13 protein-coding genes are annotated in these 13,067 nt (G+C 61.7%); 6 read left to right on the forward strand and 7 right to left on the reverse strand.

Going from position 1 to position 13,067, the window contains the following annotated elements; genetic code table 11:
• The first annotated feature begins 145 nt into the window (after positions 1-145).
• The 3 genes from lipB (at position 146) to ACZ881_RS20695 (ending at position 2,692) form a co-directional block, all read left to right on the forward strand.
• Positions 146-814, forward strand: a complete 669-nt coding sequence (lipB, locus tag ACZ881_RS20685) for a lipoyl(octanoyl) transferase LipB (protein WP_178995561.1) — start codon at positions 146-148, stop codon at positions 812-814.
• Positions 811-1,818, forward strand: coding sequence for a lipoyl synthase (lipA, locus tag ACZ881_RS20690; RefSeq protein ID WP_476117813.1), 1,008 nt, complete (start codon positions 811-813; stop codon positions 1,816-1,818). The genes lipB and lipA overlap by 4 nt, the downstream gene beginning before the upstream one ends.
• Positions 1,819-1,930: 112 nt before the next feature.
• Positions 1,931-2,692 (forward strand): DUF4191 domain-containing protein, encoded by a 762-nt coding sequence (locus tag ACZ881_RS20695; protein WP_017200871.1) that lies wholly within the window; start codon positions 1,931-1,933, stop codon positions 2,690-2,692.
• 97 nt (positions 2,693-2,789) lie between these two features.
• Here the strand turns inward: ACZ881_RS20695 and ACZ881_RS20700 are convergent, their stop codons facing one another.
• The gene (locus ACZ881_RS20700; RefSeq protein WP_091466684.1) at positions 2,790-3,227 is read right to left on the reverse strand and encodes an RDD family protein; all 438 of its coding nucleotides are present in this window, start codon (positions 3,225-3,227) and stop codon (positions 2,790-2,792) included.
• 323 nt (positions 3,228-3,550) lie between these two features.
• On the opposite strand from ACZ881_RS20700, the gene glnA (ACZ881_RS20705) reads away from it, so the two are divergent.
• Positions 3,551-4,975: a type I glutamate--ammonia ligase gene (gene glnA, locus ACZ881_RS20705; RefSeq protein ID WP_091466683.1), complete on the forward strand. Its 1,425-nt coding sequence runs from the start codon at positions 3,551-3,553 to the stop codon at positions 4,973-4,975.
• 72 nt (positions 4,976-5,047) lie between these two features.
• Here the strand turns inward: glnA (ACZ881_RS20705) and ACZ881_RS20710 are convergent, their stop codons facing one another.
• From ACZ881_RS20710 to glnA (ACZ881_RS20730), 5 genes are all read right to left on the reverse strand, one after another.
• Positions 5,048-5,398, reverse strand: a complete 351-nt coding sequence (locus tag ACZ881_RS20710; protein ID WP_476117814.1) for a hypothetical protein — start codon at positions 5,396-5,398, stop codon at positions 5,048-5,050.
• Positions 5,399-5,502: 104 nt separating this feature from the next.
• The gene (locus ACZ881_RS20715; protein WP_476117815.1) at positions 5,503-5,718 is read right to left on the reverse strand and encodes an AsnC family protein; all 216 of its coding nucleotides are present in this window, start codon (positions 5,716-5,718) and stop codon (positions 5,503-5,505) included.
• A gap of 48 nt (positions 5,719-5,766) precedes the next feature.
• On the reverse strand, positions 5,767-6,366 hold the full coding sequence (locus tag ACZ881_RS20720) for a GNAT family N-acetyltransferase (protein WP_476117816.1): 600 nt from the start codon (positions 6,364-6,366) through the stop codon (positions 5,767-5,769).
• 19 nt (positions 6,367-6,385) lie between these two features.
• Complete coding sequence (locus ACZ881_RS20725) at positions 6,386-9,397, reverse strand: bifunctional [glutamine synthetase] adenylyltransferase/[glutamine synthetase]-adenylyl-L-tyrosine phosphorylase (protein WP_476117817.1); 3,012 nt, start codon at positions 9,395-9,397, stop codon at positions 6,386-6,388.
• A gap of 9 nt (positions 9,398-9,406) precedes the next feature.
• Positions 9,407-10,747 carry a type I glutamate--ammonia ligase gene (glnA, locus tag ACZ881_RS20730; RefSeq protein ID WP_011774437.1) on the reverse strand — a complete coding sequence of 447 codons (1,341 nt, stop codon included), beginning with the start codon at positions 10,745-10,747 and terminating at the stop codon, positions 9,407-9,409.
• A gap of 190 nt (positions 10,748-10,937) precedes the next feature.
• Between glnA (ACZ881_RS20730) and panB the strand changes: the two genes are divergently transcribed.
• The gene (panB, locus tag ACZ881_RS20735) at positions 10,938-11,843 is read left to right on the forward strand and encodes a 3-methyl-2-oxobutanoate hydroxymethyltransferase (protein ID WP_476117818.1); all 906 of its coding nucleotides are present in this window, start codon (positions 10,938-10,940) and stop codon (positions 11,841-11,843) included.
• 12 nt (positions 11,844-11,855) lie between these two features.
• Here the strand turns inward: panB and ACZ881_RS20740 are convergent, their stop codons facing one another.
• The gene (locus ACZ881_RS20740) at positions 11,856-12,020 is read right to left on the reverse strand and encodes an SPOR domain-containing protein (RefSeq protein WP_017200863.1); all 165 of its coding nucleotides are present in this window, start codon (positions 12,018-12,020) and stop codon (positions 11,856-11,858) included.
• A gap of 109 nt (positions 12,021-12,129) precedes the next feature.
• On the opposite strand from ACZ881_RS20740, the gene map reads away from it, so the two are divergent.
• Positions 12,130-13,008, forward strand: a complete 879-nt coding sequence (map, locus tag ACZ881_RS20745; protein ID WP_476117819.1) for a type I methionyl aminopeptidase — start codon at positions 12,130-12,132, stop codon at positions 13,006-13,008.
• Positions 13,009-13,067 lie beyond the last annotated feature (59 nt).

Here is a 13,067-nt window from a genome sequence, read left to right on the forward strand (position 1 = left end):
CAAGGTGTACCCGACTGCCGGATTTTCCGCAGAAGTTATCCACAGGCAGTGTCATGACCATTCCCCGCTTCAACGGGTCGGGATGCGACTGAGAGCTTCACCACAAAACCATGGCCAGTCTCCTGCTGGGTCTAAGCTTGAACCCATGACTCTTGAGTTTTCACAACTGGGTCTTGCCCCGGATTTCGTAGATTACATGCAGGGCTGGGACCTGCAGCGCGAAATCCACAACAAAGTTGTTGCGGGCGAGAAGAACAGCACCGTCTTGGTCCTTGAGCACGCCGCCGTCTACACGGCCGGCAAACTCACGGAGGACCACGAGCGACCCTTTGACGGCACTCCCGTTGTTCCCGTGGACCGCGGCGGGAAACTGACGTGGCATGGCCCAGGGCAGCTCATCGCCTATCCGATCCTCAAACTCAAGAACCGTGCCGGTATCCGCGACTACGTGGAACGGCTTGAGGCCATCATGATCGCCGTCATGCAGGACTACGGCATCAAGGCCGTCACCGTGAAGGGCCGGGCCGGAGTCTGGATCCTTGCCGATGACAAAGGACCCGACCGTAAGATTGCCGCGATCGGCATTCGTGTCCTGGACGGCGTAACCATGCACGGCGTGGCCATCAACTGCAGCAACGACCTCGCGCCCTATGCGCAGATCATCGCCTGTGGCATCACCGACGCCAGCGTCACCACCATGTCGCTGGAAACCGGCCGGACCATCAACCCCGCCGACATCGTTGACCGCTTCGTTGAAGAATTCAGCAAGCACGAAGAAGCACTCGTTTCCACACCCGAAGGAGCACTCCAGTGACCTTGGCACCTGAAGGCCGTAAGTTGCTGCGCGTTGAGCAGCGTAACTCGGCGGTCCCGGTTGAACGTAAGCCTGAGTGGATCAAGGCCAAGGTCCAGATGGGGCCGGAGTTCGTCCAGCTCAAGAACCTGGTGAAGAAGGAAGGGCTGCACACGGTGTGTGAAGAGGCCGGCTGCCCGAACATTTTTGAGTGCTGGGAAGACAAGGAAGCGACGTTCCTGATCGGCGGGTCCGAGTGCACCCGGCGCTGTGATTTCTGCCAGATCGATACCGGCAAACCCTCCCCGGTGGACATGTTCGAACCCACCAAGGTGGCCCGGAGCGTGCAGGCGATGCAGCTGCGCTACGCGACCGTGACCGGGGTGGCCCGTGATGACCTCGCCGATGAGGGTGTGTGGTTGTACGCCGAAACGGTCCGCAAGATCCATGAACTGAACCCGGGCACCGGGGTGGAGTTGCTGATCCCTGATTTCTCCGGCAAGCCCGAGCACATCGCGGCGATCTGTGATTCCAAGCCCGAGGTGTTCGCGCACAACGTCGAGACCGTGCCGAGGATTTTCAAGCGGATCCGTCCGGCGTTCCGGTATGAGCGGTCCCTCGATGTCATCACCCAGGGCCGGGATTTGGGCATGGTGACCAAGTCCAACCTGATTCTGGGCATGGGTGAGACCCGCGAGGAAATTTCCGAAGCGCTGCGTGACCTGCACGAGGCCGGGTGTGACCTGATCACGATTACCCAGTACCTGCGCCCGTCCGAGCGGCACTTGCCGGTGGACCGGTGGGTCAAGCCGCAGGAGTTCGTGGACCTCCAGCACGAGGCCGAAGAGATCGGGTTCCTCGGCGTCATGTCGGGTCCCTTGGTGCGCTCCTCGTACCGGGCAGGGCGTTTGTGGGCCACCGCGATGCGGAAGAAGGGCTGGGAAATCCCGGCCGCCCTGGCCCACATCGAGTCCTCCGGCACCACCCGCCAGGAAGCCTCCACCATCCTCGCCGCCCACGGCTAAGCACCACGCACAGCATCACCAAGAAGCACTACCCATCAGTACTGAAGGACCGGATGCCACCTGCGTAACGGCGTCCGGTCCTTCTGCGTACATCACGTAGAATTAAGGCACTATGGCGAACTCCTCTGATTCCAGCAATTCGACCCCCTCGGCCGACGCACCCAAGCGTGGGCTGTTCCAGCGCAAGCCCAAGGAAGCCAAGGCCAAGAAGCCGAGCCAGCTGAAGCAGATCGCTGAAGTCTTCAAGATGACCCGGCGAAATGATCCACAGGTTGTCTGGATCATGGTGCTGGCATTCCTTGCAGTGGTTGCTGTGGCCTTCCTCATCGGCTTCTTGCTGGAGAACTGGGTTACCGGCCTGATCATTGGTATTCCGCTTGGCCTGCTAGCCGCCGTCTTTATTCTTTCCCGCAGAGCTGAGAAAGCCGCCTTCGCGCAAATCGAGAACCAGCCCGGCGCTTCCGGCGCAGCGCTTGGTACGCTCCGCCGCGGTTGGGTGACCCAGGATCAGCCTGTTGCCGTCAACCCCCGCACCCAGGACGCTGTGTTCATGGCCATTGGCCGCCCCGGCGTCGTTCTGGTCAGTGAAGGTCCCACTCACCGCGTCAAGCCTTTGGTGGACGCCGAGCGCAAGCGCCTCGCGCGCATCCTGCCCAACGTAACCATCCACGTTCTGGAATCCGGTCGCGGCGAGGGTCAGGTGCCCCTGAATAAATTGGCCAAGACCATGGGCAAGCTGAAGAATGAACTCACCAAGGTGGAGGTCAATGCGGTTTCCAAGCGCATCAACTCCCTTGGAAACCGTCTGCCGATCCCCAAGGGCATCGATCCCTACAAGGCCCGCCCGGACCGCAAGGCCGCACGCGGACGCTGATCCCGATAGAGAAAACCGCCCCTGTCGCTTGTTGGAGACAGGGGCGGTTTTTCGTTTGATGGCGCGAAGGCAGAGAAAGTTCTCAGTGTGAAGGCAACTACATCCTGATGAGGATGGTGTTCATCGCCTTGTCGTGCAGGCCTCGCTGGTCGGGATCGAAGACGACCGCAGGGATGACAAGGCACAGTAGGAGGGTCCGCACTACGGCGGCCAACGGACCAGCGGGTCCGCCACCCAGCCGAACCACGTGGATTCCGGCAATCCTGTGACCGATGCTGTAACCCAACGTGCCGATCAGCAGAATCTGTTCCACGGCAAAAATGGCCAACGTTGCCCAAGGGTTGCCACCGAAGGCAAAATTGCTGATCACGAGGGCGATGGTCCAGTCCACCATGATGCCCAGGATGCGCCTTCCGGCGCGTGCCATGGAACCTGGCCCGGATTCGGGCAACCCGAGCCGTTCACCAGGATATTTGGAGATTCCGGATGTGTCCGGCCCGCTCAGCCAAGAGCCAATGTCTTTACGATCTACCACCCTCCAAGCCTAACGGCTGGCATGCCTGGCGACCGACCGCAGGCGGATCGATCTTGCCGCTTAGCGCCCGGATCTTCGCTCCGGTGTTCGCCCACCGGACCGACATGGACCGGACACCGGGAAGCCGACTACCGTTTACACAACAGATGATTCTGTAACTTGCCGGAAACAATACCGACACCCCCGGGAAATCCCATCTCCCTATGGTGGTATGAGTTGCCAGCCACCATGGCACGGGGAACTTTTTGTGTCTCCGGACCCTTGGAATGGGCTGCACCACGCGGCCTTCCGGGCCTGTTACTTGATATGCATAAGGAGCATAGATGTTCAAGACTGCGGACGAAGTCCTCAAGTTCATCAAAGACGAAGACGTCAAATTCGTCGATATCCGCTTCACCGACCTCCCTGGTGTCCAGCAGCACTTCAACGTGCCGGCCAAGAGTGTCGACCTCGATTTCTTCGTCCACGGCCAGCTCTTCGACGGATCTTCCATCCGCGGCTTCCAGGGCATCGCCGAGTCCGACATGCAGCTCATCCCGGATGTGACCTCGGCCTTCATCGACACGTTCCGCATCGAGAAGACGCTTGCGCTGAACTTCTCCATCGTGAACCCCCGCACGGGTGACCCCTACCACCGCGACCCCCGCGGCGTGGCAGAGAAGGCTGAAGCGTACCTGGCATCCACCGGCATCGCAGACACCGCATTCTTCGCTCCCGAAGCCGAGTTCTTCGTCTTCGACAACGTCCAGTACGAGTCCTCCCCGCAGGGCAGCTTCTACAAGATCGACTCCGAGGAAGCACACTGGAACACCGGCCGCAAGGAAGAGGGCGGAAACCTCGGTTACAAGACCCCCGTCAAGGGCGGTTACTTCCCGGTCTCCCCCACCGACAAGCAGGCCGACCTGCGCGATGCCATGTGCATCGAACTGGACAAGGCCGGCCTTGAGGTCGAGCGCTCCCACCACGAAGTTGGGTCCGCCGGCCAGGCTGAGATCAACTACAAGTTCACCACGCTGACCGCGGCTGCTGATGACCTGCAGAAGTTCAAGTACATCATCAAGAACACCGCAGACGCCTGGGGCAAGTCCGTTACCTTCATGCCGAAGCCTGTCTTCGGTGACAACGGCTCGGGCATGCACTGCCACCAGTCGCTGTGGAGCAACGGCGACCCCCTGTTCTATGACGAGAAGGGCTATGCAGGCCTCTCCGATACCGCTCGCTGGTACATCGGCGGCCTGCTGAAGCACTCTTCAGCAGTCCTGGCCTTCACCAACCCGACGGTCAACTCCTACCGCCGCCTGGTCAAGGGCTTCGAAGCTCCCGTGAACATGGTCTACTCGCAGGGCAACCGCTCCGCCGGTATCCGTATCCCGATCACGGGCACCAACCCGAAGGCCAAGCGCATCGAGTTCCGCGCTCCGGACCCCTCGTCCAACCCGTACCTGGCGTTCGCCGCCCAGCTGATGGCCGGCATCGACGGCATCCGTAACCGCATTGAACCCCCGGCTCCCATCGACAAGGACCTCTACGAGCTCCCGGCCGAGGAAGCCAAGGACATCCCCAAGGCTCCGGGCTCCCTGGAAGAAGCTCTTGAGGCCCTGCGCGAGGACAACGAGTTCCTGCAGGCCGGCGGCGTCTTCACCCAGGACCTCATCGACACTTGGATCGACTACAAGTACGAGAATGAGATCCGTCCGCTGTCGCTGCGCCCGAACCCGTACGAGTTCGAGCTCTACTACGGCGTCTAATACCGACACGTAACAAAGAGGCCAGCCTCAGTCCGTTCAGACTGAGGCTGGCCTCTTTCGTGCGGGTGCGAACTACTCAGACTTGCTTTGGTCGCGGTCCCGGAGATTCTTGGTAATCTCATCCAGCTTGTCCTTGACGAAGCTGGCGGCCTCCGAAATACCCTTTTCCGCGCTGCCCAACGGGTCCAGCTGAAGGTACACGTCCTTATCGATGGGCATGTCGTATTCGTCCTTCAGATGAGTGCCACCGGCAACCCCGTCGAGGGACAGGTATACAAGTGCCTCGGTCCTTGCTATGCCCGCGATTGTACCGAAGACGACCGTGAAGTCATTGGGCTGAAAGCTCACAGAATGGCCCACGTGACGCCGGTCCAGTTCTCCGGCAGGAATGGCCTTCTCGGACGGATTTCCGTTGTATTCCATGTACTTCCCCTATGCGTTGAGATCAGATACATAAGAAGTCTATAAGGATACTTAGAGTATTGGGTTGGCAGATGCCGCCAAGGCCTCACCGAACGGGCGGCCCGCTACTGCTTTCCGTATTTTTTGTGCACTGCCTGCTTGCTCACGCCCAGGCACAGCGCAATCGCTTCCCACGACAAGCCGGATTGCCGGGCAGCCCGTACCAGAGATGCCTCCGTTCGGCCTACTTCCTTCTGCAACTCCGCAACTGCGTAAAGCGCCTCGGCCGGGCCCATGCCGTCCATAGATCCCACCAGTGTTTTCATCCGATCCACCTCCATTGCGTCAACAATAGTTGACGCAATGGAGGCCGTCAACCTTAATTGACGTCAGGGTCCTGATGGGCGCTGGTGCGGCGGTCGATCGAACGCCTTGTACATGGTCCGCTGCGGACCCGCATTCCCGCCCAGATAGCGCCCCGAGTCTACGAATCCCGCTTTCGAGTAGGCCGCAAGCCCTGCCGGATTGCGTTCGTTAACGGAAAGCACGACGCCGGCCTGCCCGCCACCCAGCCTGGCCGTCAACTTGCGCGCTTCCTCCACTGCGGCCCGCGCCGCCAAGGTACCGAGGCCGCGCCCTTGGCTTCCCGAGTCGATAAGGAACCCTCTCAATAACCACACCGACTCGTCATCCGGCCAGCCCGCGAGCTTGGCAGCGCCGGACTGAAGGGTCAACACACCAACAGCAACTCCCCCTGACTCAATGACGTAAGGGAGCCGTGATTCTTCTTCCAAGGAAATCAGCATCATGCGTAAGGGATCCCCAACGAAATCCCGCTGTTTGGCTTCAACGGCCAACTCCGCTACCGCGCCAAGCTGAATGGCGCGGGCGTCGTCGTCGAGCATTTTGAGGGGGATGAGCCAGATATCACCTCGCTCATGACGATCACGGTCGATCAATAGCTCTTCTTCTGATTCATATTCAAGCATTTTCGGAATCTCCCACGCCTCAGTTGCCGTAGAACTCTTTCTCAAAAACGCCCCTGGCACGACGACTAAGCCGCAGGTAGTCCTCTTCGAAGTGCCCCGCGTTCCCGGGTTCATATCCACACCAGCGGGCCACAGCCTCAAGGTCTTTCCTCGATGACGGAAGAAGATCCGAGGCACGTCCGGTAACGATGACGTTTGCGGAGCGGATGCGGCTGGCGAGTCGCCAGGCCTCCCTCAGGAGGCCAGCGTCGTCTTCGGCGATTAATTCCAACTTCTCCGCAGCGGCCAGGGCATCCAGAGTTGACGTGGTCCGCAGCTCGGGATGCTCTCCGGCATGCTGGAGTTGAATGAGCTGAACCAACCATTCAACGTCACTCAAGCCGCCCCGGCCAAGCTTGACGTGCCGGGCCGGGTCCGCACCACGAGGCAGGCGCTCCGACTCCACCCGGGCCTTAACACGGCGAATCTCCCGGACATCCTGCTCCGCAAGTTGCTCCGGGTAGCGGATGGGATCAATGAGACGTACAAAATCTGCGGCAAGCTCGTCTGAGCCGGCCATCGGGCGGGCTCGCAGAAGCGCCTGCGCCTCCCAAATCAGCGACCATCGTCGGTAGTACTCCGCATACGATTCCAGGGACCGCACCATGGCACCGTTTTTGCCCTCCGGCCGGAGGTCGGCGTCCACCATTAGCACTCGTTCGGCCATGATCGCAGGCTTGAGCGGCTGGGTGAGGAAGCTGGACACCTTGGCGACTATCGCCGTCGCCTGCTCTTGCGCCTCAGCATCGGTGAACCCGGGGCGGGCGCGGTGCACATAGATGACGTCCGCGTCCGAGCCGTAGCCGATCTCGCGACCACCCTGCCGTCCCATTGCCACCACCAGCACATCAGTTTTCAATGGGCCCGCCGAGGCCACCACGGACTCCGCTACGTGCAGCGCCCCGAGAACCGCGGCCCGGTCCGTCTCGGCCAGAGCCAGTCCGACGGCATCCTGGTCCAGCAATCCAGCGCTATCCGCGATCGCGGTGCGCAGGATCTCACGACGCCGGATCAGCCGGATCAGCCTCATGGCACTCTCGGGATCCGCGTGGCGGGAAAGCTTGGACCGGATTTCCTGCCACTGGGCTTCGAAGGGAACCGGCGCCAGTTCCTTGTCGCTGCCCAACCAGGCAACGGACTCCGGAGACACTTCCAACAAGTCCGAAATCAGCCGCGAATTAGCCAGGACCTGGCAGAGTCGCTCCGCTGCCGCTTGGGAGTCCCGGAGCAGCCCCAAATACCAGTGGGTGGTTCCCAGGGCTTCGCTGACCCTACGGAAGGCCAGCAGTCCGGCGTCGGGATCCACGCCCTCGGCGAGCCACCCCAAGAGGATCGGCAGGAGCTGCCTCTGCAGTGCGGCTCGCCGGCTGACACCCGCGGTGAGCGCTTCGATATGCCGCATGGCGCCTTGGGGATCAAGATAGCCAAGTGCGGCGAGGCGACCCTGGGCGGCCTCCGGGCTGAGCTTCGCGTCTTCGCTGCTCAGCTTCGCTGCGGTATTGAGCAGCGGCCGGTAGAAGATCCGCTCGTGCAGCTCACGGACGGATTTCTTGGTCTTTTGCCAGGTGGCCATCAGTTGGTCAGGGTGTGGCCGCTCCAGTGCGAACGGACCGAGGACGGCCTTGGCGAGAAAGCGCTGGGCATCCTCAGTGACAGGCATAAGGTGGGTCCTACGCAACTGGAAAAGCTGAATTCTGTGTTCCAACAGGCGCAGGTAGCGGTAGGCGTTGTCGAAGGCCGCTGCGTCCGTGCGACCGATATAGCCGCCGGCAGACAATGCCGCAATGGCAGAAGTGGTGTCCCGGCACCTGAGTGACTCGTCAGACTTTCCATGCACCAGTTGCAACAACTGGACCGTGAATTCAACGTCACGGAGCCCGCCGCGACCCAGCTTGATTTGGCGCTGTTCCTCGGCGGCCGGGATGTAGTCGGTCACCCTGCGGCGCATGGCTTGGACCGACTCCACGAAACCCTCGCGTCCCGCGGATGCCCAGACAAGTGGTTCCACGGCCTTCTCGTAGCGTTGGCCCAGTTCCCGGTCGCCGGCAATGGTCCTTGCCTTCAGCAGCGCCTGGAATTCCCAGCTTTCGGCCCATCGGGCGTAGTAGCTCAAATGTGAGGGAAGGGTACGAACCAGGGGCCCGGATTTACCCTCCGGACGGAGATTGGCATCAACTTCCCACAACCCGGGTTCGGGCGCCGAGGAAGAGATCGCCCTGGAAATGCCGGAGGCGAGGGCCGTGCCGATGGTGGACGCGCGGGCGTCGTCCAACTCCCCTGCTTCGATGACATAGATGACGTCGACATCGGAAATGTAGTTCAGCTCCCGGGCGCCACACTTACCCATGCCAATGACGGCAAGCCCAACATCGGAAATTTCCGCAGCGTCGAACTGGGCTGCCGCTTCGGCCCGGGAGACCGCCAGGGCGGCCTCAATGGCAGCACCGGCGAGATCGGCCAGCTCGGCACCGACCGCGGGCATGAAGTCTGTTGGTGATGCCGCGCAGATGTCCTTGATGGCGAGCTCGGTTAAACCTCGGCGGTAGGCGCTCCGCAAGGCCGCGTAGGCCGGCAGGCCGGTGATTCCGGCCACCGGGCGTTGAGCGCCCGGTTCGGCTTTCACGGAGCGAAGCAGCAATGCCCGCAGCTCTTCGTTGGAAGCTTGGACCGGCTCCGGGCTGACCCGGATATTGAAGACATCCAGATGCTCCGGTCGTCGCACGAGAAACTCCCCCAAGGCCTCCGATGCACCCAGAAGCCGGTACATGGGCTCGCTGGTGTCCGGGTCAGCCGCGGCCAGCTTCTTCAGCCCCGGGTTCTTCTCAATGAGCCGGACCAGTGACTGGAGAGCCGTGTCCGGGCTCGCCGACAAGGACAGCCCGGCGAACAGTGCGTCCTCGTCGATCCCCTCAAGTTCCCGAGCAGCAAGAAACCGTTCGCCCTTTTCGAGGTCACTGAATCCGGCTGAGATGAGCCGACGCGCAAGGCTCATTGGCCCGGCCTAGAGAATGCCGAGATTGCGCTGCAACTCATACGGGGTGACCTGGAGGCGGTAGTCCTGCCACTCTGCACGCTTGTTGCGCAGGAAGTGCTCGAACACCTGCTCCCCCAGGATCTGGGCCACCAGCTCGGATTCCTCCATGGCCCGGATGGCATCGTGGAGGCTTGCCGGCAACGGCGCATGTCCCATTGCCCTGCGCTCCGCAGTGGTCAATGACCACACGTCGTCTTCGGCGGCGGCCGGAAGTTCGTAGCCTTCCTCGATGCCCTTCAAGCCGGCACCGAGCAGCACGGCGTAGGCCAGGTAGGGATTGGTTGCGCTGTCGATGCCGCGGTACTCGATGCGTGCCGACTGGCCCTTACCGGGCTTGTACAGCGGGACTCGTACCAATGCTGAGCGGTTGTTGTGGCCCCAGCTCAAGTAGCTCGGGGCCTCTCCGCCGCCCCAGAGGCGCTTGTATGAGTTGACAAACTGGTTGGTGACGGCCGTGAACTCAGGAGCGTGCTTGAGGATTCCGGCAATGAACTGCCGCGCCGTCTTGGACAGCTGGAACTCCGCTCCGGCTTCGAAGAACGCGTTAGTGTCGCCTTCGAAGAGCGAGAAGTGGGTATGCATGCCCGAACCGGGGTGGTCCGTGAACGGCTTGGGCATGAACGTGGCGTAGGTGCCCTGCTGGAGGGCGACTTCCTTGATGACCGTGCGGAACGTCATGATGTTATCCGCGGTCTGGAGGGCATCGGCGTAACGGAGGTCAATCTCGTTTTGGCCCGGACCGCCCTCGTGATGGCTGAACTCCACCGAGATACCGACCGATTCGAGCATGGTCACGGCGGTGCGGCGGAAGTCCTGCGCTACTCCGCCCGGTACGTGGTCAAAGTAGCCACCTTCGTCCACAGGAACCGGAGCCCCGTCCGGGCCAAGTTCCTTCGACTTCAACAGGTAGAACTCGATCTCGGGATGGGTGTAGCAGGTGAAGCCCATGTCCGCGGCCTTCGCGAGGGTCCTCTTGAGGACGTTGCGGGGGTCCGCGGCAGACGGTTCACCATCCGGAGTGAGGACGTCACAGAACATGCGGGACGTCTGCTCGGTCTCGCCACGCCACGGCAGGATCTGGAACGTGGAGGGGTCCGGTTGCGCGAGCATGTCCGACTCGAACACACGGGCAAGGCCCTCGATGGCCGAACCGTCAAAGCCAAGGCCCTCTTCAAAGGCGCCCTCAACTTCGGCCGGCGCCAGCGCCACCGATTTCAGGGAACCCACGACGTCGGTGAACCACAAGCGTACGAAGCGCACGTCACGCTCTTCGATCGTCCGCAGAACGAACTCTTGCTGGCGGTCCATAGGGCCTCTTTTCCGATTCAGTGTCCATGCCGCTGGTTTCAATGGATAGAAGCCACGACAGCTCAGCCTTCACTCTACTAAGAGTTCCGTGCTAATGCCGCAGCAGTAGCTGCGTGTAACGCAGCGTTTACATAAGGTGACGCCGGGCACACTGGTGGCAGCCGCCGTCGGCACCGCTTAGGCTCTATCCATGGCCCCGAGCAACCTTCCTGAGTCCACCACGCCCGCCGAAGTTCCCGCACCTTACGGCAGCGGCCCCACACCAGCGGCGCAAGCGCAAGCGACGGCTGGCAGGAAGCCCATCAGCCGGGTCCGCATACATCACCTGCAGCAGGCCAAGGACAACGGCGAGCACTTCGCCATGCTGACGGCATACGAGCAGTACACCGCCGAAATCTTTGACCAGGCGGGAATCGAAGTCCTCCTGGTGGGTGACTCCGCTTCCAACAACGTGTTCGGCAACGAGACGAGCCTCCCTGTCACAGTGGATGAGCTCCTTCCCCTCACACGGGCAGTCAGCAGGGCGGCCAAGCGGGCGCTGATCGTAGCGGACCTGCCTTTCGGGAGCTATGAAGTTTCTCCCGGTCAGGCGGTGGCCACCGGCGTCCGGTTCCTCAAGGAGGGACTGGCGCACGCCGTCAAGATCGAAGGAACGGCATATTACGCGGACACCGTCAAAGCCATGGTCCAGGCAGGCATCCCCGTCATGGCCCACATCGGATTCACGCCGCAAAGCGAACATTCCCTCGGCGGCTACCGCGTGCAAGGCCGGGGAGACGACGCCCAGCGCCTCGTGGACGACGCCGTAGCCCTGCAGGATGCGGGCGCCTTCAGTGTCCTCATGGAAATGGTGCCTGCAGGGACCGCGGCCGTCATCGATGCCGCATTGCGGGTCCCGACCGTCGGTATCGGCGCCGGCAAGAGCACCACTGGGCAGGTCCTTGTGTGGCAGGACATGGCTGGATTGCGTGGCGGCAAAATGGCCAAGTTCGTCAAGCAATATGCGGATCTTCGCACCACGCTGAGTGATGCCGCCGCCGCTTACGGGGAGGACGTCCGGTCCGGTCAGTTCCCCGGACCGGAGCACTCCTTCTAAGCAACGTCCCGGCTAATCGTCGTCCTGGGCATCCCAGGCGTCATTGCGTGCTTTGACCTTTTCCAAGGCGTGCTCGGCTTCTTCCCTGGTCTTATAGGGGCCAATGAGCTGGGTCCAATCGGACAAGGCGTCCTCTTCGATCTCGTGCGTCTTGACGTTGTACCAGTACTCCGTCACGTCTCCTCCTCAGTCTTCGCGGCCCTTCGACGCGTAACCTTGGCGGGGTCACAGGAACCCGGCCACACTTTGTTACTTACGTCTCTTGTGTGCCTTATATGATCAATCTATGCCTTCTCTTGCTTCGACCGCACCCATTGGCGCCCTCACCCCGGGAACCATCAGCCCTGAACGACCCGTCCCGGCGTCAATTCCCAGGCCGGAGTATGTCGGCAAGAAGGCACCCGCCAAGTTCACGGGCTCCGAGGTGAAGTCAGCGGAGACCATCGAGAAGATCCGGATTGCCGGAAAGATCGCTGCGCAAGCGATCGTCGAGGTCGGCAAGCATACCCAGCCGGGCGTCACCACCGACCATCTGGACAAGGTGGGGCACGAGTTCCTCCTGGACCACAACGCGTACCCGTCCACCCTCGGCTACCGGGGCTTTCCCAAGTCCCTGTGTTCCTCGCTCAATGAGGTCATTTGCCACGGGATCCCGGACTCAACCGTGGTGCAGGATGGCGACATCCTGAACATTGACATCACTGCCTTCATCAACGGCGTGCATGGGGATACCAACTACACTTTCCTGGTTGGCGACGTGGACGAAGAATCCCGTCTGCTGGTTGAGCGTACGCAGGAGTCGCTCAACCGGGCCATCAAGGCCGTGGCCCCTGGCCGCGAAATCAACGTAATCGGCCGTGCCATCCAGTCCTACGCAAAACGCTTCGGCTATGGCGTAGTTCGGGATTTCACCGGCCACGGCGTGGGCGAGGCCTTTCACACCGGCCTCATCATTCCGCATTACGACGCAGCCCCGGCGTACAACACCGTGATCGAGGCAGGCATGGTCTTCACCATCGAACCCATGCTGACCCTTGGCACCATCGAATGGGATATGTGGGCCGACGACTGGACGGTCGTCACCAAGGACCACAAACGCACTGCCCAATTCGAACACACCCTGCTGGTCACCGAGACCGGCGCGGAAATCCTTACCCTTCCCTGAGCTCTCCGGAAGGTCCACGCAGCCCGGGCGGCTGCGCCATGCCCATCCCCTCCTGCCAT

The sequence above is a fragment of the Paenarthrobacter sp. TE3676 genome (assembly GCF_056279165.1).